The sequence below is a fragment of the Halalkalicoccus tibetensis genome, from assembly GCF_037996645.1.
GTDB classification, from domain to species: Archaea; Halobacteriota; Halobacteria; order Halobacteriales; family Halalkalicoccaceae; genus Halalkalicoccus; species Halalkalicoccus tibetensis.
In genome coordinates, this window is sequence record NZ_JBBMXV010000004.1 from 566,199 (window position 1) to 592,580 (window position 26,382).

A 26,382-nucleotide genomic window follows, 5' to 3' on the forward strand; every position below is an offset into this window, starting at 1 on the left:
TTCGGTCGTTTAAGTGGTTCTCGCGATAAGGGGTGAAGTAAGAAGTCTGCTGCGGGAAGAACTGTCCGATCCCTTTCGACCGGCTCCCGGCGGACCGCGCCGGCTGAACGCTTATTGGCTATAAGGTCGTAACGGGACTATATAATGTCCTCAGATCAGGGTACGACCGCCGGCGTCGACATCGAGAAGATCGGTGGGATCGACGCCACGTCGGTCGAGTTCACGCCCGGCGTCACCGTCCTCGCGGGCCGAAACGCGACTAACCGAACCTCGTTTCTCCGATCGCTGATGGCCGCCCTCGGTAGCGAGCGGGTCTCGCTCAAGGGCGACGCCGACCAGGGGTCGGTCTCGCTCGATCTCGGCGGAGAGAGCTACACCCGCACGTTGACGCGCACGGACGGCGGCGTCGCGTTCGCCGGCGATCCCTACCTCGACGATCCGCAGCTCGCGGACCTGTTCGCGTTCCTGCTCGAGTCCAATCCGGCCCGGCGCGCCGTCGTCCGGGACGATGACCTCCGGGAGCTCATCCTCCGGCCGGTCGACGTCGACGCGATCGAGGCCCGGATCAGCCAGTTCCAGGCCGAGAAGCGCAGCATCGACGATCAGCTCTCGGAGCTCTCCGAGGCCGAACGCGAGCTGGGCTCGCTGGAGGAGGAGCACGCACGCGTCACCAACCGGCTCGAGACCGCCGAGGCGGATCTCGAAGAGGCACGCGAGTCGCTGACGACGGTCCAGCGCTCCGACTCCGAGGGGACGGGCTCGGACCGGCTCGACTCGCTTCGCGAGACCCAGTCCCAGCTCGAGGACGTCACCTACGACCTCGAGACCGAGGAGGAGAGCGTCTCCTCGCTGGAAGCTGAGCGGGAGGAGCTCGAAGCGGAGCTCGAGGAACTCTCGACCGTCGACGAGGACGAGCTCGACGACCTGGCCGGTGAGATCGAACGGGTCCGGGGCCGGAAACGCGAGCTCGAGGAGATCGTCTCCCAGCTCCAGACGGTCATCCAGTTCAACGAGCGGATCACCGACGAGGGGGTCACGGATCTCCTCGGCGAGGAGGAACGGGAAGGGACGCGGACGGAGGCCGACGGCGGGTCGGTGACCGATCAGCTGCTCGCGGACCAGTCGAACGAGGTGACCTGCTGGACCTGTGGCTCGGAGGTCGGCACCGAGGAGATCGAGTCGACCGTCTCGCGCCTCCAGGAGCTCCGCCAGGAGAAGGTCGAGCGGCGCAACGAACTCGATCGAGAACTCGAGGAGCTCAAAGCTCGACGCAAAGAACACGCCGCGACCAGGGACGAACGGACCGAACTCGAACGATCGCTTGAAACAACCAAGACGGAACTGGCGGATCGAACCGATCGGATCGATGAGCTCGAATCGCGACGGGAGGAGCTGCTCGAGGAGGTCGAGGAGCTGGAGTCGGCCGTCGAAACCGACGAAGAGGACGAGGAGCTCCTGACCGCCCAGAAGGAGGTCACGCAGCTCGAACTCGAGCGCGACCGGCTGACGCGCCAGCGCGACGCCCTCGAGGACGACATCGAGAAGTTCGAATCCCGCCTCGAGGAGCGCGAGCAGCTCGAGGCCCGCCGCGAGGAGATCAACGCGGAGCTCGAAGAGCTTCGGACGCGCATCGAGCGCGTCGAGCGCGAGGCGATCGAGGCGTTCAACGAGCATATGGAGACCGTCGTCGAGCTCCTCGATTACAGGAACCTCGCGCGGATCTGGCTGGAGTATCGCTACCCGGAGGGGAGCGACGACGCGAGCTTCGAGCTCCACGTGACCCGCCAGACGGACGACGGGACGACCTACGAGGACTCGGTCGAACACTTGAGCGAGAGCGAGCGCGAGGTGACCGGGCTGGTGCTCGCGCTGGCGGGCTATCTCGTCCACGACGTCCACGAGGAGATGCCGTTCCTCCTGCTCGACTCCCTGGAGGCGATCGACTCCGGGCGGATCGCACGGCTGGTCGAGTATCTCGAGGAGTACGCCTCCTACATCGTCGTCGCACTGCTCCCCGAGGACGCGAGCGCCCTCGACGACGGCCACCAGCGGATCGAGGAGATCTGACGGGGGACGCGACCGTTACGGGACGCGATCAAGGCCGGCTTCTCGGGCTGGGCGATGAACGACGGCTGCCAGTACCGCGGCGACTACGAGGTGACGGTCCCGCTCTCCGATCACCGTGACTTCGCCGAGCTCGTCGAGGCCGTCCGCGGGGTCGATCGGGAGGTCGTCTACACGCAACACGGTTCCGCCGAGGAGCTCGCGACGCATCTCACGACGGAGGAGGTATCCACTGGTGCGCAATCAGCGCTCGCTCAGTGACTTCTGAACTCCGATTCCGGGAGTTCGATCGCGGCTGGATGATGGGGGGTCGAGCGGAGCCCGGTGGACGCTACGACCCGCTCTCCCGGTGCTGGAGGACGATCGGTGCGAACAGGGAGACGACGGCCAGAAGCAGGATCGCCATCGCGATCGGGCTCGTGTAGATGATCGCCCAGCTCCCGTCCGAGAGCTCGAGCGATCGACGCAGGTTCTGCTCGGCGATCGGCCCCAGGATCAGCCCCAGCACCATCGGGGCCAGCGGGTAGCCGTCCATTCGGAGGACGAAGCCGAACACCCCCGCGGCGACCATCACCCACATGTCGAGGAGACTGCCCTGGAGCGCGAACGCGCCGACGACACAGAACACGAGGATGCTGGGCCAGAGATATTTCGCCGGGAAGTTGATGACGCGGACCCAGAGGTGAGCCCCCAGGAGTCCGAGGACGAGGATCACGACGTACACCACGAAGAATCCGATGAAGATCGAGAAGACGAGCCCCGGTTCGTTCTCGAACAGCCCCGGGCCCGGCTGGATCCCGTGAACGAGCAGGGCGCCGATCAGGATGGCCGTCACCGAGTCGCCGGGGATCCCCAGCGTCAGCGTCGGGATCAACGCGCCGGCGGTGCTCGAGTTGTTCCCGGCTTCGGCGGCGGCGACGCCTTTGGGGTTCCCCTCCCCGAACGCCGGGACCGCGTCCTTCGTCCATCGTTTGGCCTCGTTGTACGTCACGAACGAGGCGATGTCGCCGCCCGTCCCCGGGATCGCCGACGAACGACCCGATCACGCTCGACCCGATCGTGACGTTTCGTATCTCCTTCAGGTCCGCGATCGAGGGCGTGATGCCGGTGATCTCCTGTTGGACGTCGATGGCGCCGATCCCCTCCCGATACCGGTCGGTCCTGTGCGGGCCGAAGAAGTTCCCGTTTCTGCGGGGAAGCCGACGCTTCGACCGATGGATCGGCGAACGGGAGCCGGGAAAACGTCTATGTGGCCTCGGCGGGATCGACGTCCAATGACCGACGCGGACAGGGAGAACGACCCGGAGGTCCCCAGTCTCAGCGAGATCTACCGCGACGCGTGGAGCGATCCCACGTGGCGCCGGCAGCTGATCGGTCTCACCCTGCTGACCGTCGTGATGGTCGTCGCCCTGCTCTACTACGCGATCTGACCGGAACGGGAGACGGGTGGGCCGTCATGCGGACCCCTCCCGTTCTTTCCCTCGTTCCACGGTGTCGTCCCCGGATCGCGCTCAGTGCAGCCGATCGAGCCATCGCCGGCCGGTTCGGAGGTCGTTCGGGACCTCCTCGCCGAACGCACACCGCGTCGCCCTGGCCCCACACGGGCTGCCCATCCAGACGTCGATCATCGGCGAGCCACCCTCGAAGATCGTGGCGCTCGCCGTCGTCAGCTGCCCGAACGCGTGTGGCTCGTCCGTCTCGGGCTCGGGATGGCGACAGATCGACTCGTCGCCGGGTCCGTTCGCGTGATCCCGGGCGACCGCCCGCACCTCCTCGCGGTCGGGTCGCTCCCCCTCCAGCAGCTCCAGCGCGCGCTCACGGCGCTTCCTCGAGCTCTCGGTCCGGGTCGACGCCGAGTTCACGAAGTGGTTCGTCCTGACCACGACGGGGCCGTCCTCGACGGTGATCCGCTCGGTCACCGGGTCGACCTCGAGCAGGGCGCTGTCGGTCGCGTCGGCCAGGAACAGCGTCTGCCCACACAGCAGACGGGTCGGATGGGACTCGAGCAGCTCCCGCGCGTCGCCGACCGAGGCACACTCCTCCAGGATCCGGCGGATGACGGTCCCGTTCCGGAGCTGGTCCTCGGGCTCGACGTCGTCGCGCGCGCTGTCGATGTAGGTGTTGGCCGCGACCAGTCCCCGGTCGTTGACGCCCTTGAACGTCGAGATCGTCCCACAGGTGTCGACCGTCAGGAAGCCGTGGTAGTCGTCGATCGGCGGCTGCTCGATGATCGACTTCGGCCGCGTCCCCCGGCCCGCGATGTCCCGGTTCTTGAGGACGAGCGGCCCGGCGCCCTCGTCGGATCGCTGTGGGGCGACGAGCGCGTTCGTACACCCCTTCGGGTGTTTCTCGGACCGGCCGGGGCCGTCGGCCAGCTCCTCACAGAGCTCCGCGTAGGCGAAGACGTAGACGTCGTAGACGGCGGAGTCGACGTCGAGGACCTCGTCCATCGCCCGATACGCCCGGAGGTGGCGATCGGGCAGGCTCTCCCGACTGCGGCCGGCGTACTCGAGCAGCGGCTCGAGGTCGGTACCCTGCTCGTCGATCACGCGCTCGAGCTCGTCGATGGCCCACTCGACGGCGTCGCGTTCGGTTTCGGCCCGGCGCCGGGCCTGTTCGGCGAAACTGTCGACTTCCTCCACGACGGTCGCGTCGGCGGGAACGTCGACGCCCGTATCGTTCATGTAGTGTGACGACGGACTCGAGGGGATTGACTCTTGGCCCGGTGCATGCGACCTCGCCGTCGGAGGCGTTCGAGGACGTATCCGGGGACCGGCATTCCGGAGCCGAGAGAGGGCGCCGCCGGCCGTTCCGATCGATGGACGCCGCTGGACGACGCAGGCGGCTCGTAGAATCCCGCTTACTTCTCCCCTTGTCGCGAGAATCACTTAAACGAGTTCGGCGACGTCGGACTTCGGGAGCGCCAGAGGAGATCGATGCCCGGCCAGAACAGTAAGGATCGCCGAGCGAGAACGGTCGCGTATGATCCGACGACGCACCATCGACATCGTCGACGAAGAGAGCGCCAGACACCCGGAGGACGGACTGACGGCCATCGACGGCATTCGGGACGTCCGTATCGATCGGCGGGAGGGAACGCTCGACGTCGCGGTCGAACAGTCCATGCGCGACGACGAGCTGGTCGGCGCCCTCCGCGGCGCCGGCTACCGGATCACGGTGTGACCGGTTCCCGATCGTGGGGCGACGGGCAGTAGAGCTTTGGCCCGATCCGACGAAGGGCCGACCATGGCGGTGTATGCGATCGAGAACCTGGACGACGCATGGGCTGCGGCCCGGCGTTCGTCGCCGGGCTCCTCCTGCAGGTCCCGCTGCGGACCTACCTCCGGTACTACGCGCTGTTGATCCTCGGGGACACGAACGAACGGCTCGACCCGATCCCCGAGCTGCGGGCCCGGATACGCGGGGCGGACGATCCGGGACACGAGTAGGCACGGCAACCCGTACTTAAACCTCTACATCCGTAAAATACAGACACGGATAAAGGCCTGTATATTAGATATACGTTGGTGTTTTTCCTAATATATGAACGAAAGGCCATAAATAGGAGGTAAAACAGAGGGGCGGGGAAGCTTTTAACATGTATGTGAAGAGTGCGGATGCGCGTCGTTCGACATCGACATCGGCAGGACCCCGTCGGTACGATGGGGAGACGGGCGGGGGTCCCCTCAGCTCCCCCGATAGGTCGTGTACCCGCCCGGCGACAGCAGGAGGGGGACGTGGTAGTGCTCCGTCGCGTCGGCGATGGTGAACCGTACCGGGACTATGTCCAGAAACGTCGACTCCCTCCCCTCGCGGTCGTAGTAGTCTCCGACGTCGAACAGGAGCCGGTAGGTTCCGGTTTCCATCCGATCGGGCGTCAGCAACGGCTCGTCAAGCCGGCCGTCGTCGTTGGTGGTCCCCCGACCGATCGTCTCAGCGCCCGAGTCGTCCAGGCGCTGGAGCGTCACGTCGACGCCGGAGGCGGGCCCCTCGCGGCTGGTGTCGAGGACGTGCGTGGTCAGTCCCGCGCTCATCGTTCCTCCAGGTCGCTTCGGTCCATCGAGAACTGCTGGTAGCCGGTCGGTCGGGGCGGCTCCCTGAGCACCTTGGCGTCGCCCTCGAGGTCGTCGCGGACCTCGATCCAGGTGCGGTTGTTGGCCTCGAACTCGACGGATTCGAGCTGGGGATACCGCTCGAGGACCCGCAGGCCGATCCGGTAGATCAGGTCCTGGATGGAGTTCGAGTCGACCTCGTCGAAGACGACCTGAGCGATATCACGGACCTGCTCGGCCGGCACGTATCGCTCGGGCTCTTCCCCCAGCGCGTCCTCCGGGTCCTCGTACTCCCAGAAGACGTCGAGCGAGATGTAGAGCGCGCGGTCCTCGCGTTCGGGGAGGGTGGTGTACTCGTCCTGAATGTAGCCGGTGAAGGAGTTGCCCTTCACCTTGACCAGTTCGATGTCCGTGACGCCGCTGGTCTGCTCGGCGATGGTCGGCTCGCCGTCGACCCGATCCAGGTAGACCTCGCCGAACGCCGATTCGTCGTCGGACACCCGGAAGACGAGATCGCTCGGCTCGAAGCCGTCCTCGCCGGGGACCGGGCGCTCGTCGAAGGGGAACTCGGTGGCTGACATCTTCACCCGCTCCACGTGCGGGTACGTATCGAGGAACTCCCGTCCCACGAAGTGGAGGAAGCCCTCGGCCGTCGCCCCCTCGTACTCCCCGGCCTGGTGGAGGACGAAGTTCTTCATCGAGTCCGTCGCCACCACCTTGCTGTTGTCGGCCTCGCTGAAGGAGGGCAGGAACTCCTCGCCCTCGAACTGGACGCGCACCTCCAGCCCGAAGAGGACGTTGTCCCGGCCCTCGAAGCTGGACTCCGGGATGGGACGGATCCCTTCGAGTGGGGTCGCGTAGGTCCGGTAGACGGCGACCTTCTCCTTGCCGTAGTTCATCGTTCTGCGCTCTGTACCCCGATCGTCGTCGCGTTCGTTGCTGTGACTCATGCGTGGTGACTCGATGTTCCGTCGCTCGTCGCAGGCGGGGTCGCTCCTCAGGGTCCCGACCCCCGTTCGTGCTCCCGTGGCTCCAGTAGCTCCTCGAGCCGGAGCGCCGCGATCTCGTGGACCTCCTCCAGCGCGGTTCGGAACTCCTCGGGCTCCGAGTGCTCGACCCGCTCCGTCATCGCGTCCTCGATCGCGTCGACCGACTCGTCCCGCACCGCCATGATGAACGGGAACCCGAACCGCTCGCGGTAGGTCTCGTTGAGCCGCTGGAACGCCTCGTACTGGTCCGGATCCAGACTGTCGAGGCCGGCGGAGGCCTGCTCCTCGCGGGACTCCTCGGTCATCTCGGTTCGCTCCCCGAGGTCGGGATGTGCCCGGAGGAGCTCCAACTGTCGCTCCCGCGACGCGTTTCGGACGGTTTCCTCCATGGCCCGTTGGAGGTCGCTGACGGACGAGAACGGCCGTTCGGGCCAGCTCCGCTCGGCCACCCACGGCGACTCCTCGTACACCCCGCCGAGGGCGTCGACGAACTCCGCCTCGTCGGCCCGGTTCAGCTCCTCTACCGTGAGTCTCGTCATCGCGTCTCAATTGGGGTGTACCCGTCACTTAAAACTTTTCGTCGGCTGGAGCTGTCGGAACCGGGTACGCCACAGCGGTTTCGGCGAACAGGCGTTGTGATCGCGCCCGACGGAACCGGTCGGCGTCGATACCGGGTCGGGACCGGGGCGGCGATCGGCCGCCGCGGGGGACGTTCCCGAGCCGACCCGAAAACACACGCTTCCGATAGCTTCAAACGAATCCCTGTGGTACCGTAGCACGTCTAGGCGAATGGATCAGCAGCTCCACCGGTACGTCGACGGGGACAGAGTTCGGGTCGACATCACGCGGACGGCGGAGTTCGGAGCCCTCCCCGACGAGGAGGGGCACGGGCGGACGGTGCTGACCGGGACCGAGGCCGACGGGCTGGCTCGGGAGTACTTCGTGGAGCGCCTCGAGGAGCGGGGGCTCGAGGTGCGCGTCGACGCCGTCGGCAACGTCACGGGGCGCTGGGTACCCGACGGTGCCGACCCGACCGCCCGCGCGGTCGCGACCGGGAGCCACCTCGACTCGGTCGTCTCGGGGGGGATCTTCGACGGGGTGCTGGGCGTGTACGCCGGTCTCGAGTCGGTCCGCGCGATGCAGGACGCCGGGCTCTCACCCGACCGTCCCGTCGAGGTCGTGGCGTTCACCGAGGAGGAGGGGGGGCGGTTCTCGGACGGCGTCCTCGGCTCCTCGGTCGCGATCGGCGCGCGCGACGTGGACGACGCGCTCGCGGCCGCCGACGGGGACGGCGTGACCCTCGAGGAGGCGCTGGCGAGGATCGGATTCCGGGGCGACGGCCGCCTGAACGCGGCGGCATGGGACTCGTGGCTCGAACTGCACGTCGAACAGGGCACCCGGCTGGAGGAGGCGCCGGCCTCGGCCGGCGTCGTGACGCATATCACCGGCACCATCCGGTGTCACGTCGATATCGTCGGCGAGGCGAACCACGCCGGAACCACCTCCATGGGCTCGCGTACCGACGCGCTGGCCGCCGCGAGCGAGCTGGTTCTCGACCTCGAGTCGACGACGAACGAGATCGTCCGACGGCGAAGCGAAACGGCCGTCGGGACCGTGGGCCAGTTCGAGGTCGAACCCGGGTCGATCAACGTCATCCCCGGTGCGGTCCGTCTGGGGATCGACGTCCGTGACGTCGAGTACGCCACCATGGAACGGATCGTCTCGGGCATTCAAAGCTGTCTGGACCGCCTAGAGGACCAACGGAACGTCGAGACGAGCTTCAGCCGCCCGTACGACATCGAACCGATCGCCATGAGCGATCGCTGCGTCGCGGCCCTGCATGACGCGGCCGCGGGGGTGGGGATCGACGCGATCGACCTCCACTCCGGGGCCGGACACGACACGATGCATATCGCGAAGGCGACCGATGCGGGGCTCGTCTTCGCCCCCTCCGAGGGGGGTTACTCACACAGCGCGGCGGAGTGGACCGACTGGGAGGACTGTGCGGCGGCGACGCGTCTGCTCGCCGTTGCCCTCCACGATCTGGCGACTGAATAGGAATGCCGCCCGGACGCCCGTCGTCTCACTCCACGAGGCGGACGGTCACGTCCTTCATCCCGGTTCGGAGCGTCTCCTGCTCCATCTCCCGGAGCTCCTCGCGCGGCGCGTCGATCGTCGCGACGTGGTTGCCGGCGAGCTCGCCCGCCGGGCTCTTGAAGCAGGTCGAGCCACAGGGGACGAGGATCTCCTGTTCGTTCCGGTAGCCGGGATACAGCAGGATGTCTCCGTAGGAGGGGTAGACGGTGTGGTTCTCGCGGGGGAGCTCCGGGAGCTCGATCTCGTCGATGTTGATCCACGTCGCGTGGCCGCTCCATCTGACGTGCATCAGCTCCGACTCCAGCGGGAGGAACTCGCGCATCGCCGCGACCGATTCGGGCGCCGCCTCCTCGTGTAGCTCCGCCGTGAACGTCCGCTCCTCGATCTCGAGTTCTAATGTGCTCATGGTTGGTGGTGGCGTGTAGCAGTCTCCGTCTCTGCCGTTCGCAATTATCTCTTTCGGCTGCCGACCGGTTCCGGGCCCGTCGGGCCCCATTGGCTCGGCGCCGTCGGTCGGTCGTCTCGGCCTCAGTCGTCGTCCCAGACGGGGCAGTCGCGCCGGACGAACTCGCCGTATCCGGGTTCGCCGACGAGCTCGCCGTCCCTCACGATCGGCTCGCCCCGCAGGTAGGTGTGGATCACCCGGCCGGTGACCTCGCGGCCCTCGTAGATCGAGTAGTCGGCGACCGAGGCGTTGTCGTCGGCCGAGACGGTGTACGTCTCATCGGGATCGAACAGCACGAGGTCCGCGTCGGTACCCGGCTCGAGGGCCCCCTTGCCGGGGAGGCCGAACGTCCGGGCCGGGTTCCGACACATCACGCGGACGAGAAACGGGTAGGAAAGCCCCCGTTCGTTCACCGCCTCGTGGTGGAACACCGGCAGGCTCGTCTGCAGGCCGTTCGCGCCGAAGGGATCCTCCCACCACTTGCCCTCCTCCTTCCGTGCGCGTGTCTGTGCGACGTGGTCGGTCGAGACGACGCTCAGCGTCCCGTCGCGCAGGCGCTCGAAGACCGCCTCGACGTCGTCCTCGGTGCGAAGCGGCGGCGCGATCCGCGGGAGGGTTCCCTGCTCCCGATAGACCTCGTCGGTGAGGGTCGTGTAGTGGGTACAGGTCTCCGCGCGCACGAGGCTCCCGTCGCCCTGGTGGCGCCCGAGCGCCTCGGCCGCCTTCCGACAGGAGGTGTGAACGCCGTAGTACTTGGTGCCGGTCTCCCGTGCGAGCCTGGCGAGGTCGTCGGCGGCCATCGCCTCCGCGTAGTCCGGTCGGGCGAGCGGGAGCCACTCCGGGTCGTCCCGGCCGGCCGCTCTGAACTCCGCCGTCAGCGACTCACAGACGCTGTCGTCCTCCGTGTGGGCGACGCCGACGGCGTCGAGCTCCCCCAATCGCTCGAACAGCTCGCGGATGAACCCGTTCGAGAGCCCGAACTCGTAGGTGGTGTAGACCTTGAAGGAGGTGATCCCCGACTCGACGAGCGCCGCGAGTTCGTCGAACACGTCGGAATCCTCCCGGAGAACCCCTCCATGAAGCCCGAAGTCGACCAGCGCCTCCTCGCCGCTCTCGCGCTTTCGCTCGACGCCCTCGCGCAGCGTCCCCTCCTCCTCCCACGGGCCGTCGTCGCCGGCGTACGCCTGCCAGGCGAAGTCGATCAGCGTCGTCACCCCGCCGAGCGCGGCGGCGGCGGTGGCCGTCTCGTAGCTGTCCAGCGAGACGTGGTCGTCGATGTGGACGTGGGGGTCGACGACCCCCGGCATCACCAACAGACCCGACGCGTCGACGGTCGTCTCGGCCTCCGGCATGGCTCGTTCGTCGCCGATACCGACGATGGTGCCGTCGTCTATCGCCAGGTCGCTGTCGAAGGTGCTTCGAGCGGTGACGAGCGTGCCGCCGGAGATCACCGTGTCAACGGGCATTGCCCGCCCTTCCGCGCGAAGCCACATAACTGGTCGTGCCGCTCTCCCATCACCATCGGCGTTCGTATATCTCGGACGCGACGGCAAGGCTGAAGTGGGTGTGATTGAGATACCATCCCATGCCACCGACCGATTCGGCGTCCACGCCGCGGACGCTCTCGACCGTGCTCAACTCGGTCGAGGTAATCCACGCGCTCATGCGTCTCGACGGGGCCGGGGTGACGGAGCTCGCGGACCATCTCGACCAGTCCAAAAGCACGACCTACACCTACCTCACATCGCTCGAGGAGGGTGGCCTCGTGGCGAAGGCCGACGACCAGTATCGGTTATCGTTCGATTTCCTGCTGTTCGGCGAGTACGTCCGCAACCGGAGCCCGCTGTACACGATCGGAAAGAGCCACATCGATGCTCTGGCCGCCGAGACCGGGCAGTACGCCCATCTCGTCGTCGAGGAGAACGGCCGGGGACTCAACCTCTATAAGTCGAAGGGTGAGCGAGCGATCGGGGACGACTACCAGGCGGCCAAGTTCCAGCAGCGCGACTACCTCCACATCACCGCCTCGGGCAAGGCGATCCTCGCCTATCTCCCCCGCGAGCGCGTCGAGGGGATCGTCGACCGCCACGGCCTGCCCGCCCGTACGGAGCGGACGATAACCAGCAGGGAGCGGCTGTTCGAGGAGCTGGCCGACGTCCGCGAACAGGGGTACGCACACAACGACGGCGAGGAGATCGAAGGGTTCCGGGCGGTCGGCGCGCCGATCAGGTCCCGCGACGGCTCCGTCCTGGGGTCGATGAGCGTCTCCGGTCCGGAGAGCGCCTTCGGCGACGAGTCGCGCCACCGGGAGGTCGTCGACGCGGTGGTGAGGACGGCGAACGTCATCGAGGTCAACGTCAACATGTCGAGCCGGAGCTCCGAGATCGTCGAGAACGGGGAGGGGTAGCGCCGCCGAACCAGACGGAACCCGCGGGGAAGCGGCTGCTCGGGCTCCCGTGGCCGTTCCGTCCCGCCCGGGACGCGGCGTTCGATCATGCCGGACGCCGCTCCTGCCCGACCGATCCATCGGGAGGAGATGGGTACTTACAGAAGTACTGGTGTAATAGACACGCCTGACCATCGGCGGGGTCGCGGGGACCGGGCACCCGTATGGTCGTGGAGTTCGTATATGTTGAACGGCACACCGTCCCGCCTGGGACGGGCCGATCGCCGCATCCGCCGTTCGGCCGTCGATACAGTCGTACGTGGCTACTGACAGCCCCACTACCAATGCAAAGGTTTAACACACTACATCGACACCTCTCGGTCGAAAAATGTCCAATGAAAGCGGCGATGGGATCGATTTAGCGTACGGTCTGGACGAAAAACCACCGTTGCCCAAGTCTATCCTCCTGGCATTGCAACACGTGTCCGTCATGATCGTCCCCTCGACCGCGGTCGCGTTCATCGTCGCGGGGGCCGCGGGGCTCGATGCCGTCGACACGACGTATCTGGTCCAGATGGTGATCCTGTTCGCCGGGGTGGCGACCGTCGTCCAGGCCTACACCGTCGGGCCCGTCGGCGCGAAGCTCCCCATCGTCATGGGCACCAGCTTCGCCTTCGTCGGGGCGATGAGCTCAATCGGCGCGGGCGCGGGCCTCGACACCGTCTTCGGCTCGATCGTCGTCGCGGCGATCGTGGTCCCGTTCCTGCTGGGCTGGCAGTTCAAGCGGCTCCAGGCGTTCTTCCCGCCGCTTGTCACCGGGCTCATCGTGGTCATCATCGGCCTGTATCTCATCCCCGTCGGGATGGAGTACTCGGCGGGCGGCGTCGATGCACCCGATTTCGGTGCGCTGCACAACCTCGCGCTCGCCGCGTTGGTGCTGGGGATCACTGTCCTGTTCAACCTGCTTCTGAAGGGGGTCTGGCGGATGATGAGCATTCTCATCGGGATCGGTACCGGCTACGCCGTCGCGATCGGCCTCGGCGTCGTCGACTTCGGGCCGGTCGCCGATGCCGCCTGGTTCGCAGTGCCCACGCCCGGCGAGTTCGGGTTCAGCTTCGAGGCCGTCCCACTGCTCACCTTCGCGTTCCTGTTTCTCGTCTCGGGGATGGAGACCATCGGCGACATGTCCGGCATCACCGCCGCCGAGGGACGAAACCCCACGGCCGAGGAGTTCCGCGGGGGGATCTTCGCCGACGGGTTCATCAGCGCCATCGGCGCCGTGTTCGGCTCGTTCCCGCAGACCTCCTTCTCCCAGAACGTCGGCATCATCAACTTCACCGGCATCATGAGCCGACACATCGTCGGCATCGGCGGGGTCATGCTGATCGTCCTGGGACTGGTCCCGAAGATCGGGGCGATCGTGACGACGATCCCCGACGCGGTGTTCGGCGGCGCGGTGCTGGTCATGGTGGGGATGGTGGCCGCGAGCGGCATGCGGCTTCTCTTCTTGAACATCGAGATGAACCGGCGGAACATGGTGGTCATCGCGACGGCACTCGGGCTCGGGCTGGGCGTCGAGACGGTGCCCGAGGCGCTCGCCGGACTGCCCGAGGGCGCACAGCTCTTCTTCGGGGAGGCGGTGATCATGACCGGCCTCGTGGCGCTGCTGTTGAACACGTTTGTCCCGGGCGACTCAAGCCCCCTGTTCGACGTGCCCGATACGGTCCCGCCCGTCTCCGAGCCGGTCGACGACGACTGATCGGCGGGACCGTCGGGGTTCACGACAGGGAGGAGAGACGGTTACTTGATCCCCGTCCGCTCGACGAGATTGTCGTCACACGAGAACGCCTGATGGCGGTACGCGGTCGTTCGCCGGCTACTCCTCGAGCTTCGCGCGTATCTTCTCGGCGGTGATCGGGAGGTCGCTCACCCGGACGCCGACCGCGCGGCGGATCGCGTTGCTCAATGCCGGCGGGACGCCGTTGACCGGGATCTCGGCCACCGATTTCGCGCCGAACGGGCCCGTCGGCTCGTGGGTCTCGACCAGGATCGACTCGAGGGGCGGCTGGTCGGCCGTCGTCGGCATCCCGTAGTCGCGAAAGCCGAGGACCTCCGGCGTGCCGTCCTCGTCGAACGAGAACCCCGCGGAGGTGGCTAGCTCATAACTCATGTGCATCGCGCCCTCGACCTGTCCCTCCGCGAGCGCCGGGTTGATGGCGACGCCACAGTCGACCGCGAAGACGAGCTTGTGGACCTCAAACTCGCCGGTCTCCTCGTTCACGGTCACGTCGGCGAACTGGGCGCCGAACGGCGGCGGGGACTCGTCCGTCGAGAAGCTCGCCTGTCCCATCACCTGCGCGCGCACCTCGTCGCCGTAGATGGACTCGTAGCCGACCTCCTCGAGCGTGACCGACTCGCCGGTCCGCTCGGAGCGAACCGCCCCGTTCTGCGTCTCGAGCGCGTCGGCCGGCTCCTCGAGCATTCGCGAGGCGAACTCGAGCAGCTGATCGCGCGCGTCCTCGGCGGCCGCCTTCACCGCGCTCCCGGTGACGTAGGTCGTCGAGGAGGCGTACGCGCCGTAGTCGAACGGCGAGACATCAGTGTCAGAGGGCTGGACGAGGACGTCCTCCGGGCGGGCCCCGAGCACCTCCGCGGCGATCTGGGCCATCGCGGTGTCGGCCCCGGGGCCGATGTCGACGGCCCCGGTCTGGAGGATGAACGAGCCGTCCTCGTTCATCTTGACGTGGGCCGCGCCGAGCTCGTCGCCGGCGACGCCGCTCTTCTGTGCGGTGAGCGCGACGCCGCAGGCCCGATGGAGGTGGTCCTCCTCGGGCTGTTCGATCTCGTCCCAGCCGATCGCGGCCTTCCCGCGGGCGATACAGTCATCGAGCCCGCACGAGCGGATCCGGCGGACGTGCTCGCCCTTCATCGTGATGCCCGAGACGGCCTCGAGGTCGCCCTCCGCGATGAGGTTCCGCGAGCGCAGCTCGATGGGGTCCATCCCCAGCTCGTGGGCGACCTCGTCCAGGTGGCCCTCGAGGGCGAAGTGTCCCTGGGGCGCGCCGTAGCCGCGGATCGCGCCCCCGACCGGGAGGTTCGTGTGGACGGCCGTCATCTCGAATCGGACGTTCGGCGTGTGGGCGTACAGCGGCAGGGGCTTCGTGCCGATGGAGCCGGGAACCGTCCGCCCGTGGGGGCCGTACGCGCCGGAGTTCGTCGTCGCCGACATGTCGAGCGCCTCGATGTCGCCCTCGTCGGTAACGACGCTTCGCAGACGAACGCGGGCGGGCCGGCGCGAGCGCAGCGCGTAGAACTGCTCGCGACGCGTCGTCTCCAGTTTCACGGGTCGGTCCGCGGCCTCCATCAGCGCGACCGTGATCGGCTCGATCAGCATCGACTGCTTGGCGCCGAACCCGGCGCCGATCCGCGGCTTCGACACTCTCACGTCCCGGATCGGGAGGTCGAACAGGTGTGCGAGCTGCCGGCGCGTGTGGTAGGGTACCTGCGTGCTCGAGACGAGGTGAATGCGGTCGTCCTCGTCGCGACGCGCGATCGTCGTGTGGGGTTCGGGGACGCAGTGGGACTGGTACGGCGTCTCCCACTCGGTCTCGGTGACGAGCCAGTCGTCCCTGGTCGCCACCTCCTCGAACGCCGCGTCGACGTCGCCGATCTCGCCCTCCTCGTGGGCCTCGACGTTCCGCTCGTAGTCCGCGCCGGGCTGGGCGTTCTCGATTTCGGCGGGGTCGTGGATCCGCGGCGCGTCGGGCTCGGTCGCTGCCTCGGGATCGAGGACGGGCTCCAGCTCCTCGTAGCTGACGTCGATCGCTCTGATCGCCCTGTCGGCGACGGCGCGGCTCTCGGCGGCGACGGCGGCGATCGGGTCGCCGACGAACCGCACCTTCCGCCGGAGGACAGTCAGGTCCCACGGGCTCGGCTCGGGGTACGACTGGCCCGCGGAGGTGTAGGTGGCGTCGGGCACCGCCTCGGAGTCGGGGGTGATGACGGCGTGGACGCCCTCCATCTCCTCGGCGGCGCTCGTGTCGAGCTCCGTTACGTACCCGTGGGCGATATCCGACCGGAGGACCGCCGCCTCGGCGAGCTCCGGGAAGTTCCGCGCGTAGTCGGCGGTGTACTTCGACTCGCCCGTGACGATCTTCCGGGCGTCGTTCTTCTCCTCGCGCTTCGAGATCGCTTGGCGTTCCTCCGCCGACTTCCGGTTGTTCGGCGTTTCGTCCCACTCCATCGGATGTTCGTCCTCGGCGGCCGTCGACTGTCGTTTCTCGTCGTCGTCCCGCGGTTCGTCAGTTCTGCTCATTCGTCCGTACCCCGAACCAGGCCGCCGTCCGTGGCGACGCCCTCCTCGCCCATCCGGCCGGCGGCGTCCTGGACGGCGTCGATGATCTTCTCGTAGCCGGTGCACCGACAGAGGTTCTCGGAGAGCGCCTCGCGGATCTCGGCCTCGGTCGGGTCGGGGTTCTCCGCGAGCAGGCTCCGCGACTGCATGATCATGCCGGGAATGCAGAAGCCACACTGGAGCGCGGCGTTGTCGACGAACGCCGCCTGGACGGGGTGGAGGTCGTCCTGGGAGCCGAGCCCCTCGATGGTCTCGATGTCCGTTCCGTCGATCGTCGCGACCGGCTTGATACAGGACCGTTCGGGCTCGCCGTCGACCGCGACCGTACAGAAACCGCAGTTGCCCGTATCACAGCCGCGTTTCGCGCCGGTGTAGCCGTTGCGCCGGAGGACGTCGAGAAGCGAGTCGGAGCGTTCGGCTTCGAACGTTCGTTCGACCCCGTTCAGCGTAACGTCTATTTCCATGGATATGGCACTATCGTGCGCGACGATAACACATATATGTGCCGGTCGGGTAGCTGATCCATGCACACAGCGGCGGATTCGTGGAGTACCACGACGCCCGAGCTGTTCGAGCGGATCCGGCACGCGGTCGAGGACGGTCGCCCGCTCGCGGTCGCGACCGTCGTCGACGTCGAGGCGGCCGCCTACCGGCGACCGGGCGGCAGGATGCTGATCGAGCCCGACGGGACGACCTACGGCGGGATCACCGCCGGCTGTCTCGAAGGGCCGTTACGGGAGGTCGCGGGCGACGTCCTCGAATCGGGGGCCGCGACCGTCGTCACCTACGACCTCACCGAGGACGACGGCTGGGGGCTGGGAATCGGCTGCAACGGCGTCATCGACGTCCTCGTCGAGCCCGTCGACGGCTCCTGGCGGCGAGCGGTCGACGCGTACGCGAACCGCGAGGCGTGTAGCCTCGTCACGGCGGTCGAGAGCACCGACCCGTCGATACCGATCGGAGCGCGGACCACTGTGGGAAGCCACGGATCGGGTTCCGACGACCAGCCCGTCGACGACCGGGCCTCGCTTCCCCCGTCGATCGTCGACGGCGTCGCGGCCCGTGGGCGGGCGTGTGCGGCCACGGGGGACGTCGATCGGATCCGGGTTCCGACGGAGGCGGGCGAGGTCGTGCTCGTCGTCGACGGCATCGAGCCGCCACACCGGCTGGTGGTGTTCGGCAGCCAGCCGGACGTCCGACCGGTGACGCAGCTCGCGGCTCGGGTCGGCCTCCGGGTGACGGTCGCGACGGCCCGCGGTGCCCGGGCGACCGACGACGCCTTCCCCGCGGCCGAGCGCGTGCTGTCGGTCCATCCCTCGGAGCTGGCCGACGTCGGGCTCGACGGGCGGACCTCCGTCGTCATCATGTCGCACAACTTCGTCGACGACGGGCTCGCCCTCGAGGCGGCGCTCGGGTCGGAGACGCCCTATATCGGTCTAATGGGGCCTCGCAAACGGTTCGAGGAGCTCCGGGCAGCGCTCGAGGAGGACGGCGTCGAGCTGTCGGCGGACGACCGCGAGCGGATCGCGACCCCGGTCGGCCTCGATCTGGGCGGCGGCGAGCCGATGGAGATCGCGCTGAGCATCGTCTCGGAGGTCGTCGCGGTCGGGAACGGTCGCGACGGCGGCCGACTCGTGGACGGGACGGGCCCCGTTCACGAGCGCCGTTCGGTCTCACGGGAGTGAAACGGACTGGGCCGGGCCCTCGCCGGCGCGGAGCCGGCTCAGTCGAGGGCGCCGAACCCCTCCTCGCGCATCAGTTCGGCGACCCGTTCCGGGTTCCGGTACGCCGCGAGGAGGGCGAACTCGCGGGCGTCCGTCTTCGCGACCTCGTTCGTGTCGAGCTGTTCGGCGAGCGCGCTCCTGAACTCGCCCTCCCGGTTCGCGACCTCGTCCCGAACGTGGATCTCCAGGCGAGTCCCCCGTTCGTCACCGACGTTGCTCCGCCGGACGAAGTACGGGTACTCCTCCGAGGGTGCGGACGCCGTCGCCGGTTCCTCCGCTGACGCTCGATTCGACGCCTGCCGTTCGGGCTGATCGCCCGTGTCGCCGGCGTGCTCGCTCGCGGGGCCTCCCGAGGACTGTCCCGGGTCGTCGGACCCTGATTCGTCAGTCTCCGACCGGGACTCGACTGATTCGTCCGTGCCGTTCTCCTCCTCCTCATCCTCACTCTCGCCACCCCCGCCGAAATCGAGGTTGCCGGAGCCGGACTTGAAGTTGGTCATACGGTCGCCCCCGTCGTGGCGACGTCCCGAAGGTCGATCGTTCGGTTCCCGTAGCCCTGGATCTCGAGCTCCAGTACGGGATCGACCTCGGCCTCGAACGTCTCGGTCGCGACGAACCGCGCGAGCTCGAACAGCTTCCGCAGGGTCTCGACCTCCCGATCACGGACGCGGCGCTGGCCCGGCTCGCTCACCATCTCCCCGTCCCGCTCGAACGTCTTCCAGCGCTCCTCGATCACCTTGAACGCCGATCCCCGCGCCTCCCACATCGCGTCCATGAGGCTCTCCCGGTTGCCGATGGTGACCGGCGTCGCGAACGACTCCGTGCTCTCGAAGCGGTCGCGATACTGCCGGTGGGCGTTGGTCTGCCCGACGCCCGACGGAACGACACAGGAGAGCCCGATCTCGATGTCAAGCTGGCGCTCCATGTTCCCGACGAGCTCCTCGAGCCCCTCCAGACTCAGGTTCCCCTTCCCGGCCGGCTTGACGGGCGCGATGAGCGTCCGAAGGGCGAAGATCGCGTTGTAGAGCAGGTCCTCCGCGCGCGCGTTCGGGTCGATGAGGACGGCGTCGTACTCCTCGTAGAGCTCCTCGCGCTCCCACAGCAGGTCGTACAGCAGTTCGAAGCGGGGGTACTCCTCGCGGCTCATGTTCTTCATCCCGATCTCATAGGAGATCTTCTGCTCCAGGTTCGAGGTGAAGTCGCCGAGCATGTCGTGGCTCGGAACGATGTCGACGCCCTCGGCCGTCGTTTCGATCAGGTCCCGGAACTCGCCGTCCGGCATGTCGAGGACGTGTTTCACCAGGTTGTCCGCGTCGGGATCGCTCCGACGGCTGCCGGCGTCGAAGAGGCTGGTCAGGTTCCCCTCCTGTGGATCGAGGTCGATGACGAGGGTGTTCTGGCCCATTCGCTCCAGCGCCACGGCCAGGTTCGCCGTCATCGTCGTCTTGTACGTCCCGCCCGATTCCGAGTAGACCACGGCCGTTATCATCTATGCGGGCGTTCACTACGCCGTATCATAAACCTGTGTCAGACATCAGTGTGGGATATCCGTTGTTGTTTTCTGTAACAGATGCTCGCTACAGATGACTGCACTCGTGTCTCCGCCTCCCGGTTCACCGCCTTGGGAGGGGAGGACGCTAAGCGGGAGTGAGCTCCGTTACAGACGTCTGTTACAGGCATCTATTGCAGTCAAACACCACAGAAATAAGTGACAGACGGTCGAAGCGCGTCGACGTTCCTTGGCGTCTCGTCGATACCGGATTTCCGTTCAGTACCAGTCGCCCGTCCGACTCGGCGAGGATGCGGGCCCGATACGACTCGAAGTCGATTACCGGCCGAGCCTTTCAGTTGGGTCCGGTTCCCGAGAACCCGTTCGTTCTGACGAGGTCATCTCCCCAAGCGCCTCTTCAGGGTCGGGGCCACCCCAAACGGTTCACGACGGTCGGTCGCTAGGGTGACTCATACAGGGAGCCAGGAACGGACGACCCCTCCCGGGAAGGGGGCGTGAATACGGTTTACACCGTCTATAAACTACATGCGGCTATACTAATACCGAGGGTATGCCGGCGAGAACGGGTTGGGGGCAGAAGCGGGTCGGCCTATCCCGTCGGCATATCGATCATAGAACACGATCGGGCGATCGGGTCGCTATCTCCGAGAATCGAGCGATCCTGGTGACTCACCGATGGAAACCGCCGCTGTCGCCGTGAATCTCACCTCCCGACTCGAGAGCTATCTACCATACCGTGTCACAGTGTGTCCTATCCGGTGGTTTCCTGATGAGCACTACCACCCAATAACCGGTCCTCGAATCGGACCCCGTGTCGTAGCGGCTCGGTCGCCGATCCATCCGCCCTGCTTCGGGCCTCGCCGTGGACCTCCCATACGAGTCGCTGGTCTGCGGGGCTTAGGTCGCTTATCGATTCGATTCTCTCGTCATCCCCTGCCGGTTGAGTCGTGCAGTCGGCACGGGAGAGGAGTTCCACGATAGAGTCAATAGTATCTTTACTACAATTATCCGTCAGAGCCTTCTGTAAGAGGTGGCTGAGACAGAGTCGGCGGTCCGCCCTTTGAAGGGCCCTTCCCCTGGTTACGATCCGGCTCCCAGTCGTGGAGATCGTCCGGAGAGGATCGAACCACCGAGAGGGAGGACATCGTGGGGGAAGCGAACGGGAGCGAGCTCCGTACTCGCACGCATGTTCGTTACAGATAGTCGTTACAGACACCTATGACAGGATGCAGTAGCGGTCCTATCGCAAGACATACCCGTACCTCCGCCGGTTCCGTCACCCTCGACGCAACGACCGCTACGAACCCGTACGAACGCGGGAGTAGGGGACCGGGTCGCCGGGACCCCTCGTCAGCCGGTTTCCTTGAGCACGGCGATCCGCTTCCCGCCCTCGTCGATCCGCGTCCCATAGCCGCTGGGGAGCTCTTCGGCCAACGTCTCCGCCGTCCGTTCGACGTCGATCTCGATCGCGGCCGCCGTGTTCTCGCCGTCCCAGATCGTCGGCTCGCTCACCGCTACACAGAGCGTGTCCGCCACGACCGATCTCAGCCATTCCTCGCTGACGTTTCTCATGGCACGTTATGACGCTCTACTCAGTAGCCTCTTTCCCATCTATTCATTCTAGATTTCGTGATAATAACGTATGGTCCGGGGCGGGGTCGGCCGCTGCGTACGGGCCACGTCGATCCGTTACGGGACGACCGCGACCCGATCGTCCCGTAGCGGATCGGCGCGAGCGGCCGTGTCGGGACGATCCCCAAACCTATATGCCGCGTGAATCGCCTCACTTGCAGTATGCAACGGAGAGCGTTTCTCGCGACTGTGGGCGGCGGTGTCCCAGTCGCGACGGCCGGCTGCCTGATCGGCGACGAGGGGGACGATGGGGAAGGGAATGGCGACGACGCGGACGTCACCGTCGGGATGATCTACTCGACGGGCGGCCTCGGCGACGAGTCGTTCAACGACATGGCCAACGTGGGGATCCAGCAGGCCCAGGAGGACTTCGACATCGAGTATCAGGACGCCGAACCGGACGCGCCCGCGGACATGAACGACATGCAGCGCCAGTTCGCCGGTAGCGACGACATCGACGTCGTGATCTGTATCGGGTTCGACCACGAGGCCGACCTCCAGGACAACGCCGAGGAGTTCTCGGACACGCAGTTCGTCCTCGTCGACGCGGTCGTCGAGGCCGAGAACGTCGCGAACTACGTCTTCCGCGAGCACGAGGGCTCGTTCCAGGTCGGCCACCTCGCGGGGCTGTTGACCGGGACCGAGTACGCCCACGCGGGCGGGGAAACCGATCCCGACGAGGCGGTCGTCGGCTTCGTCGGCGGCGAGGAGACCTCGCTGATCGAGCGTTTCGAGGCGGGCTACACCGCGGGCGCCCAGTACGCCGACGAGGGGATCGCGACGCCCTCGGCGTACGCGGGCAGCTGGAACGACCCGACGACGGGCCAGGAGATCGCGAGCAGCATGTACGACGGCGGCGCCGACGTCGTCTACCACGCGGCCGGCGGTACCGGCGGCGGGGTCTTCGAGGCCGCCCAGTCGGCGGGTCGCTTCGCCATCGGCGTCGACGACGACCAGTCGAGAAGCGCCGAGGAGTTCAGCGACGTGATCGTCGCGAGCATGATCAAACGCGTCGACATGGCGGTCCACGAGTCCGTCGAGGCGATCGTCGAGGACACCTTCGAGGGCGGCGAGACGAACGACCTCGGCCTCGAGGACGAGGGCGTCGGCGCGGTCATCGGCCAGGACTTCGAGGACGAGCTCCCCGAGGAGATCCTCGACGCGCTCGAGGAGTCCCGGGCGGCGATCGTCGACGGCGAGATCGAGGTCCCCGAGGACCCTGACGACGTCTGAGGAGTCGATGGCACGGAACCCCGAGACGCCGCGGTCCGGCGAGGAGCCCCCTGCCGTTCACCTGGAGGGGATCACCAAGCGGTTCCCGGGCGTCGTCGCCAACGACGACGTCGATTTCGCCGTCGAGCGCGGCACGATCCACGCGCTGATCGGCGAGAACGGTGCCGGTAAAACCACGCTGATGAACGTCCTCTACGGGCTCTACGAGCCGACCGAGGGCACGATCCGAATCGACGGCGAGCCGGTCGAGTTCGACGACCCGGGCGATGCGATGGCGATCGGGATCGGCATGATCCACCAGCACTTCATGCTCGTCGATACGATGACCGTCGCCGAGAACGTCGTGCTGGGCGACGAGCCCAAGAAGTGGGGCGGGCTCGCGACCGACACCGGCCGGGCGATCGAGGAGACGCGAACCCTCGCCGAGCGCTACGGTTTCGACGTCGACCCGACCGAACGGATCGAGGAGATCAGCGTCGGCGAACAACAGCGCGTCGAGATCCTGAAGACGCTGTATCGCGGCGCCGACGTCCTGATCCTCGACGAGCCGACGGCGGTGCTCACCCCTCAGGAGGTTGAGGCGCTGTTCGAGGTCCTCGAGGAGCTGATCGCCGAGGGTAAGACGATAATCTTCATCACGCACAAGCTCGGCGAGGCGCTCGACGCCGCCGACGAGATCAGCGTGCTCCGAGACGGGAAACTGGTCGGCACGGTCCCGACCGCGGAGGCGACCCAGGAGGAGCTCGCGAGCATGATGGTCGGGCGGGACGTCATCCTCGAGATCGAGAAGCCGCCCGCCGAGCGCGGTCCGCCGGTCCTCGAACTCGCCGACGTCGCCGTCGAGGACGATCGGGACGTGAGGGCGGTCGAGGAGGCGAGCTTCGCCGTTCACGCCGGCGAGGTCTTCGGGATCGCCGGCGTCGACGGCAACGGCCAGACCGAGCTGGTCGAGGCGATCACCGGTCTGCGCCCCGCCGAGTCGGGGACGATCACCTTCGACGGAACGGAGATCACCGCCCGCTCGCGACGCGAGCGGATCGGGGCCGGCATGGCCTACGTCGCCGAGGACCGCCAGAAGCGCAGCCTGGTCATGGAGTACGATCTGCGGCGAAACGGGATCCTCGGCTGCCAGCGGCTCCCCGAGTTCTCCGATGGCTGGCGGATCGACTGGGAGCGAACCGACGGCTACGTCGCCGACGTGATCGAGGAGTACGACGTCCGACCGCCGGATCCGGACGCGACCGCCCGCTCGCTGTCGGGCGGTAACCAGCAGAAGTTCATCGTCGGCCGGGAGTTCGAGCGCGACCCCTCGCTCGTCGTCGCCTCCCAGCCGACCCGCGGCGTCGACATCGGGAGCATCGAGTTCATCCACGACCGGCTGCTCGACCTCAGATCCGACGGAAAGGCCGTCCTGCTGGTCTCCTCGAAGCTCGACGAGGTCAGACGCCTCTCCGATCGCCTCGCGGTGATGCACGACGGCAGGGTCGTCGCGGTCGTCGACCCCGAACGCGTCACCGAGGAGGAGCTCGGGCTGCTCATGGCGGGCGAGGTTCCCGCCGGGCTTGACCCCGACGGGGCACGGATCGAGGGGGAGAGAGCATGAGCGACTGGCGCGAGCGCGCGGACGCCTCGCTCGACTGGCTCGTCGACAGCTCGGCGACCCAGCGCATCGCCGTCAGCTTCACCGCGCTGCTCTTCGCCGTGCTCGTCGGCGCCGTGCTCGTGTTCGTCTCGGGCTTCGTCGCCGACTGTCCCGATCCCTTCATCCTGCTCCCGGGGCTCGGCTACGGTTGTTACAACCCGGTCGAGGTCTACTGGACCATGATCACCGGGGCGTTCGGCTCGCTCGGCGCCCTCGGACGCACGCTCCAGGAGACGACCCTCCTGCTGTTCACCGGGCTCTCGGTGGCCGTCGCCTTCCGGGCGGGACTGTTCAACATCGGCACCCAGGGTCAGATGGTGCTCGGGGCGCTCGCGGCCGCGCTGACCGTCCTCTTCCTGGGCGAGTTCGTCCCCGCGAACGCCCTCGGGACGCTGCTCGTGATCCCGGTCGGGGTCGTCGTCGGCGCGGTCGTCGGCGGCGTCTGGGGGGCGATCCCGGGGCTGATGAAGGCCTACGCCGACGCCCACGAGGTGATCACGACGATCATGCTGAACTTCGTGGCCATGGGGATCGCCTTCTGGGCCGTCCAGAACCACGTCGGGAACCTCGAGACCGACTCGGTCCAGACCCACACGATCCCCGAACTCGCGCGCCTACCGGCGCTGATCGACGGCTCGCGGTTCTCGATCTACGCGCTGGTCGGCGCGCTGCTGGCCACCGTCGGGATCTACCTGCTGTACACCCGCACCGTGCTCGGCTACGAGCTGCGCACCAGCGGCATCCAGGAGGCCGCGGCCGAGTACGGCGGCGTGAACGCGAAGCGCAACATCGTCACGAGCATGACGCTGTCGGGCGCGCTGGGAGGGATCGCCGGGGCGATCTACGTGACGATGGTGCAGTACCGCTGGCAGGCCGGCATGCCGGCGCTGGGCTTCGACGGCATCGCCGTCTCGATCCTCGCGGGCAACAACCCGCTGGGCGTGATCCCCGCGGCCCTGCTGTTCGGCGGGATGAAAAGCGGGAGCGTCGCGATCGACATCTCGCTGGGCGTGCCCAACGAGCTCGTCGAGGTGCTCCGGGGGCTGATCATCCTCTTCATCGCCATGCCGGAGTTCTTCCGCATGATCGGGAAACGGGCCGGCTACGGAGAGAGGGGTGAGCGATTCGAAGAATCGCGATCCACGTCGGAGGGAGGATCCGACGGAGGTGAGCAGTCATGAACGCCCCCTCGGTCACCCGACGACAGGGGCTCGCGATCGGCGCGGTCCTCTTCGGCCTGCTCGCGCTGGGCTTCGTCGTCGACGGCGGGCGCGGACTGATCGCGGACGTCTCCGGCGTGGTCAGCGCCTCGTATCTCGCCTCCGCGTTCCGGCTGACGGTCCCGATCGCGTTCGCGGCGATGGGCGGGATCTTCGCCGAGAAGAGCGGCGTCATCAACATCGGCCTGGAGGGGCTGCTCATCATCGGCGCGTTCGGCGCGGTCGCGAGCATGTGGGCGCTGTCGGGAACGCCCCTCGGAACGAACGTCTGGGCCGCGTTCCTGCTCGGCGTGCTCGCGAGCACGTTCGTCGCGCTGCTGTTCGCGATCGTCTGCATCGAGTTCAAGGCCGACCAGATCATCGCCGGCCTGGCGGTCTGGCTGATCGCGCTCGGCTTCGCGCCCTTCGCGAGCATCATCATCTGGAACCAGACCAACAGCCCGAGCGTCGACACGTTCGAGGTCTGGGCGCTCCCGCTCCTCTCGGCGCTGCCGAACGTGGGGTCGCTCTTCGCGGTCACGCCGCCCGTGTTGTTGCTCCTGCTGGCGGTCCCCTTCTCGTGGTATCTCCTCAACCGGACGCCCTTCGGCATGTGGATCGAGGCCAGCGGCGAGGACCCGAAATCCCTCGACACCGCCGGCGTCGACGTCAACCACGTACGCTATGCGGGCGTCCTGCTCTCGGGGATCTACTGCGGGATCGGCGGCGCGGGCCTCGCGCTCAACACCGGCCAGTTCGTCGGCAGCGGCGATACGATGATCGACGGCCGCGGCTGGATCGGGCTGACGGCATACCTGATCGGCAACTACAACCCCGTCAACGCCTTTCTCGCGTCGTTCCTCTTCGCCGGCCTCGACGCACTGCAGCTCCAGCTCCAGCAGATCGCCGGCTACGACGTCTCCTCGACGCTCGTGGGCATCATCCCCTACGTGGCCGTGCTGATCGTGCTCACGTTCGTCGGCCGGACCCGGATGCCCTCCGCGGCGGGCGAGGACTACGAGTCCGACGAGTAGGGACGATGTTCGTACCCGCCC

The 26,382-nt window shown here is 67.2% G+C and carries 25 protein-coding genes and 1 pseudogene; 14 read left to right on the forward strand and 12 right to left on the reverse strand.

What is annotated here, in order from left to right:
- The first annotated feature begins 144 nt into the window (after positions 1–144).
- A complete protein-coding gene (locus WOA58_RS15715) occupies positions 145–2,067 on the forward strand; it encodes an archaea-specific SMC-related protein (protein WP_340605219.1) in 1,923 nt (640 codons plus the stop codon).
- Positions 2,068–2,121: 54 nt separating this feature from the next.
- Positions 2,122–2,325, forward strand: a complete 204-nt coding sequence (locus tag WOA58_RS15720; RefSeq protein WP_340605220.1) for a hypothetical protein — start codon at positions 2,122–2,124, stop codon at positions 2,323–2,325.
- 70 nt (positions 2,326–2,395) lie between these two features.
- Here the strand turns inward: WOA58_RS15720 and WOA58_RS15725 are convergent.
- Positions 2,396–3,218, reverse strand: a pseudogene (locus tag WOA58_RS15725) (tripartite tricarboxylate transporter permease); the annotation flags it as partial.
- On the opposite strand from WOA58_RS15725, the gene WOA58_RS15730 reads away from it, so the two are divergent.
- Together WOA58_RS15730 and WOA58_RS15735 are read left to right on the forward strand one after the other, a co-directional pair.
- Positions 3,124–3,342: a hypothetical protein gene (locus WOA58_RS15730; RefSeq protein ID WP_340605222.1), complete on the forward strand. Its 219-nt coding sequence runs from the start codon at positions 3,124–3,126 to the stop codon at positions 3,340–3,342. The pseudogene WOA58_RS15725 and the gene WOA58_RS15730 sit on opposite strands and share 95 nt — an antisense overlap.
- Complete coding sequence (locus WOA58_RS15735; RefSeq protein WP_340605223.1) at positions 3,339–3,494, forward strand: hypothetical protein; 156 nt, start codon at positions 3,339–3,341, stop codon at positions 3,492–3,494. The genes WOA58_RS15730 and WOA58_RS15735 overlap by 4 nt, the downstream gene beginning before the upstream one ends.
- Positions 3,495–3,575: 81 nt before the next feature.
- On the opposite strand, the gene WOA58_RS15740 is transcribed toward WOA58_RS15735, so the two are convergent.
- Entirely contained in the window at positions 3,576–4,748 is a 1,173-nt protein-coding gene (locus WOA58_RS15740; RefSeq protein ID WP_340605224.1) for a C45 family peptidase, read from the reverse strand.
- Between the two features lie 298 nt (positions 4,749–5,046).
- Here WOA58_RS15740 and WOA58_RS15745 point away from each other — a divergent pair, with 298 nt between their 5' ends.
- Positions 5,047–5,247, forward strand: coding sequence for a hypothetical protein (locus WOA58_RS15745; RefSeq protein ID WP_340605225.1), 201 nt, complete (start codon positions 5,047–5,049; stop codon positions 5,245–5,247).
- A gap of 98 nt (positions 5,248–5,345) precedes the next feature.
- Positions 5,346–5,513, forward strand: a complete 168-nt coding sequence (locus tag WOA58_RS15750; protein WP_340605278.1) for a DUF7544 domain-containing protein — start codon at positions 5,346–5,348, stop codon at positions 5,511–5,513.
- Between the two features lie 237 nt (positions 5,514–5,750).
- On the opposite strand, the gene uraH is transcribed toward WOA58_RS15750, so the two are convergent.
- The 3 genes from uraH to uraD are packed head-to-tail and all read right to left on the reverse strand — an operon-like array spanning position 5,751 to position 7,644.
- Positions 5,751–6,098: a hydroxyisourate hydrolase gene (gene uraH / locus WOA58_RS15755; RefSeq protein WP_340605226.1), complete on the reverse strand. Its 348-nt coding sequence runs from the start codon at positions 6,096–6,098 to the stop codon at positions 5,751–5,753.
- On the reverse strand, positions 6,095–7,066 hold the full coding sequence (gene pucL / locus WOA58_RS15760; protein ID WP_340605227.1) for a factor-independent urate hydroxylase: 972 nt from the start codon (positions 7,064–7,066) through the stop codon (positions 6,095–6,097). Before pucL ends, uraH begins: the two co-directional genes overlap by 4 nt.
- A gap of 47 nt (positions 7,067–7,113) precedes the next feature.
- Positions 7,114–7,644 carry a 2-oxo-4-hydroxy-4-carboxy-5-ureidoimidazoline decarboxylase gene (uraD, locus tag WOA58_RS15765; protein ID WP_340605228.1) on the reverse strand — a complete coding sequence of 177 codons (531 nt, stop codon included), beginning with the start codon at positions 7,642–7,644 and terminating at the stop codon, positions 7,114–7,116.
- A 250-nt stretch (positions 7,645–7,894) separates the two neighbouring features.
- On the opposite strand from uraD, the gene WOA58_RS15770 reads away from it, so the two are divergent.
- Positions 7,895–9,163, forward strand: a complete 1,269-nt coding sequence (locus tag WOA58_RS15770; RefSeq protein WP_340605229.1) for a Zn-dependent hydrolase — start codon at positions 7,895–7,897, stop codon at positions 9,161–9,163.
- A 25-nt stretch (positions 9,164–9,188) separates the two neighbouring features.
- Here WOA58_RS15770 and WOA58_RS15775 read toward each other — a convergent pair whose 3' ends face one another.
- Complete coding sequence (locus WOA58_RS15775) at positions 9,189–9,608, reverse strand: DUF3830 family protein (protein WP_340605230.1); 420 nt, start codon at positions 9,606–9,608, stop codon at positions 9,189–9,191.
- Between the two features lie 122 nt (positions 9,609–9,730).
- Positions 9,731–11,113: a dihydroorotase gene (locus WOA58_RS15780; protein WP_340605231.1), complete on the reverse strand. Its 1,383-nt coding sequence runs from the start codon at positions 11,111–11,113 to the stop codon at positions 9,731–9,733.
- A gap of 119 nt (positions 11,114–11,232) precedes the next feature.
- On the opposite strand from WOA58_RS15780, the gene WOA58_RS15785 reads away from it, so the two are divergent.
- Both WOA58_RS15785 and WOA58_RS15790 read left to right on the forward strand, forming a co-directional pair.
- The gene (locus WOA58_RS15785) at positions 11,233–12,054 is read left to right on the forward strand and encodes an IclR family transcriptional regulator (protein WP_340605232.1); all 822 of its coding nucleotides are present in this window, start codon (positions 11,233–11,235) and stop codon (positions 12,052–12,054) included.
- Positions 12,055–12,421: 367 nt separating this feature from the next.
- Positions 12,422–13,792 (forward strand): uracil-xanthine permease family protein, encoded by a 1,371-nt coding sequence (locus tag WOA58_RS15790; RefSeq protein WP_340605233.1) that lies wholly within the window; start codon positions 12,422–12,424, stop codon positions 13,790–13,792.
- Positions 13,793–13,909: 117 nt separating this feature from the next.
- Here WOA58_RS15790 and WOA58_RS15795 read toward each other — a convergent pair whose 3' ends face one another.
- Both WOA58_RS15795 and WOA58_RS15800 read right to left on the reverse strand, forming a co-directional pair.
- Complete coding sequence (locus WOA58_RS15795; RefSeq protein WP_340605234.1) at positions 13,910–16,348, reverse strand: xanthine dehydrogenase family protein molybdopterin-binding subunit; 2,439 nt, start codon at positions 16,346–16,348, stop codon at positions 13,910–13,912.
- Positions 16,345–16,851, reverse strand: a complete 507-nt coding sequence (locus WOA58_RS15800; RefSeq protein ID WP_340605235.1) for a (2Fe-2S)-binding protein — start codon at positions 16,849–16,851, stop codon at positions 16,345–16,347. The genes WOA58_RS15795 and WOA58_RS15800 overlap by 4 nt, the downstream gene beginning before the upstream one ends.
- A 60-nt stretch (positions 16,852–16,911) precedes the next feature.
- Between WOA58_RS15800 and WOA58_RS15805 the strand changes: the two genes are divergently transcribed.
- Positions 16,912–18,072 carry an XdhC family protein gene (locus WOA58_RS15805; protein WP_340605236.1) on the forward strand — a complete coding sequence of 387 codons (1,161 nt, stop codon included), beginning with the start codon at positions 16,912–16,914 and terminating at the stop codon, positions 18,070–18,072.
- Between the two features lie 38 nt (positions 18,073–18,110).
- Here WOA58_RS15805 and WOA58_RS15810 read toward each other — a convergent pair whose 3' ends face one another.
- From WOA58_RS15810 to WOA58_RS15820, 3 genes are all read right to left on the reverse strand, one after another.
- Positions 18,111–18,611, reverse strand: coding sequence for an acyl-CoA dehydrogenase (locus WOA58_RS15810; protein WP_340605237.1), 501 nt, complete (start codon positions 18,609–18,611; stop codon positions 18,111–18,113).
- A complete protein-coding gene (locus WOA58_RS15815; RefSeq protein ID WP_340605238.1) occupies positions 18,608–19,600 on the reverse strand; it encodes a ParA family protein in 993 nt (330 codons plus the stop codon). Before WOA58_RS15815 ends, WOA58_RS15810 begins: the two co-directional genes overlap by 4 nt.
- Before the next feature lie 1,371 nt (positions 19,601–20,971).
- Positions 20,972–21,193: a hypothetical protein gene (locus tag WOA58_RS15820; protein ID WP_340605239.1), complete on the reverse strand. Its 222-nt coding sequence runs from the start codon at positions 21,191–21,193 to the stop codon at positions 20,972–20,974.
- A gap of 222 nt (positions 21,194–21,415) precedes the next feature.
- Here WOA58_RS15820 and WOA58_RS15825 point away from each other — a divergent pair, with 222 nt between their 5' ends.
- Genes WOA58_RS15825 through WOA58_RS15840 form a run of 4 tightly spaced genes read left to right on the forward strand, consistent with a single transcriptional unit; the run spans position 21,416 to position 26,361 of the window.
- Positions 21,416–22,486 (forward strand): BMP family lipoprotein, encoded by a 1,071-nt coding sequence (locus WOA58_RS15825; protein WP_340605240.1) that lies wholly within the window; start codon positions 21,416–21,418, stop codon positions 22,484–22,486.
- Positions 22,487–22,493: 7 nt separating this feature from the next.
- Complete coding sequence (locus WOA58_RS15830; RefSeq protein ID WP_340605241.1) at positions 22,494–24,089, forward strand: ABC transporter ATP-binding protein; 1,596 nt, start codon at positions 22,494–22,496, stop codon at positions 24,087–24,089.
- Positions 24,086–25,309: an ABC transporter permease gene (locus WOA58_RS15835; RefSeq protein WP_340605242.1), complete on the forward strand. Its 1,224-nt coding sequence runs from the start codon at positions 24,086–24,088 to the stop codon at positions 25,307–25,309. The genes WOA58_RS15830 and WOA58_RS15835 overlap by 4 nt, the downstream gene beginning before the upstream one ends.
- Positions 25,306–26,361, forward strand: a complete 1,056-nt coding sequence (locus WOA58_RS15840) for an ABC transporter permease (RefSeq protein WP_340605243.1) — start codon at positions 25,306–25,308, stop codon at positions 26,359–26,361. Before WOA58_RS15835 ends, WOA58_RS15840 begins: the two co-directional genes overlap by 4 nt.
- Positions 26,362–26,382 lie beyond the last annotated feature (21 nt).

Bases quoted from the DNA above. Each gene is read 5' to 3' on its own strand.
- WOA58_RS15815 (WP_340605238.1), bottom strand. From the start codon at position 19,600: ATGATAACGGCCGTGGTCTACTCGGAATCGGGCGGGACGTACAAGACG.
- WOA58_RS15720 (WP_340605220.1), top strand. From the start codon at position 2,122: ATGAACGACGGCTGCCAGTACCGCGGCGACTACGAGGTGACGGTCCCG.
- WOA58_RS15770 (WP_340605229.1), top strand. From the start codon at position 7,895: ATGGATCAGCAGCTCCACCGGTACGTCGACGGGGACAGAGTTCGGGTC.
- WOA58_RS15805 (WP_340605236.1), top strand. From the start codon at position 16,912: ATGCACACAGCGGCGGATTCGTGGAGTACCACGACGCCCGAGCTGTTC.
- WOA58_RS15745 (WP_340605225.1), top strand. From the start codon at position 5,047: ATGATCCGACGACGCACCATCGACATCGTCGACGAAGAGAGCGCCAGA.
- WOA58_RS15790 (WP_340605233.1), top strand. From the start codon at position 12,422: ATGTCCAATGAAAGCGGCGATGGGATCGATTTAGCGTACGGTCTGGAC.
- WOA58_RS15795 (WP_340605234.1), bottom strand. From the start codon at position 16,348: ATGAGCAGAACTGACGAACCGCGGGACGACGACGAGAAACGACAGTCG.
- WOA58_RS15750 (WP_340605278.1), top strand. From the start codon at position 5,346: ATGGGCTGCGGCCCGGCGTTCGTCGCCGGGCTCCTCCTGCAGGTCCCG.
- WOA58_RS15800 (WP_340605235.1), bottom strand. From the start codon at position 16,851: ATGGAAATAGACGTTACGCTGAACGGGGTCGAACGAACGTTCGAAGCC.
- WOA58_RS15740 (WP_340605224.1), bottom strand. From the start codon at position 4,748: ATGAACGATACGGGCGTCGACGTTCCCGCCGACGCGACCGTCGTGGAG.
- WOA58_RS15820 (WP_340605239.1), bottom strand. From the start codon at position 21,193: ATGAGAAACGTCAGCGAGGAATGGCTGAGATCGGTCGTGGCGGACACG.
- WOA58_RS15835 (WP_340605242.1), top strand. From the start codon at position 24,086: ATGAGCGACTGGCGCGAGCGCGCGGACGCCTCGCTCGACTGGCTCGTC.
- uraH (WP_340605226.1), bottom strand. From the start codon at position 6,098: ATGAGCGCGGGACTGACCACGCACGTCCTCGACACCAGCCGCGAGGGG.
- WOA58_RS15715 (WP_340605219.1), top strand. From the start codon at position 145: ATGTCCTCAGATCAGGGTACGACCGCCGGCGTCGACATCGAGAAGATC.
- WOA58_RS15810 (WP_340605237.1), bottom strand. From the start codon at position 18,611: ATGACCAACTTCAAGTCCGGCTCCGGCAACCTCGATTTCGGCGGGGGT.
- WOA58_RS15840 (WP_340605243.1), top strand. From the start codon at position 25,306: ATGAACGCCCCCTCGGTCACCCGACGACAGGGGCTCGCGATCGGCGCG.
- WOA58_RS15775 (WP_340605230.1), bottom strand. From the start codon at position 9,608: ATGAGCACATTAGAACTCGAGATCGAGGAGCGGACGTTCACGGCGGAG.
- WOA58_RS15830 (WP_340605241.1), top strand. From the start codon at position 22,494: ATGGCACGGAACCCCGAGACGCCGCGGTCCGGCGAGGAGCCCCCTGCC.
- WOA58_RS15780 (WP_340605231.1), bottom strand. From the start codon at position 11,113: ATGCCCGTTGACACGGTGATCTCCGGCGGCACGCTCGTCACCGCTCGA.
- uraD (WP_340605228.1), bottom strand. From the start codon at position 7,644: ATGACGAGACTCACGGTAGAGGAGCTGAACCGGGCCGACGAGGCGGAG.
- WOA58_RS15735 (WP_340605223.1), top strand. From the start codon at position 3,339: ATGACCGACGCGGACAGGGAGAACGACCCGGAGGTCCCCAGTCTCAGC.
- pucL (WP_340605227.1), bottom strand. From the start codon at position 7,066: ATGAGTCACAGCAACGAACGCGACGACGATCGGGGTACAGAGCGCAGA.
- WOA58_RS15825 (WP_340605240.1), top strand. From the start codon at position 21,416: ATGCAACGGAGAGCGTTTCTCGCGACTGTGGGCGGCGGTGTCCCAGTC.
- WOA58_RS15785 (WP_340605232.1), top strand. From the start codon at position 11,233: ATGCCACCGACCGATTCGGCGTCCACGCCGCGGACGCTCTCGACCGTG.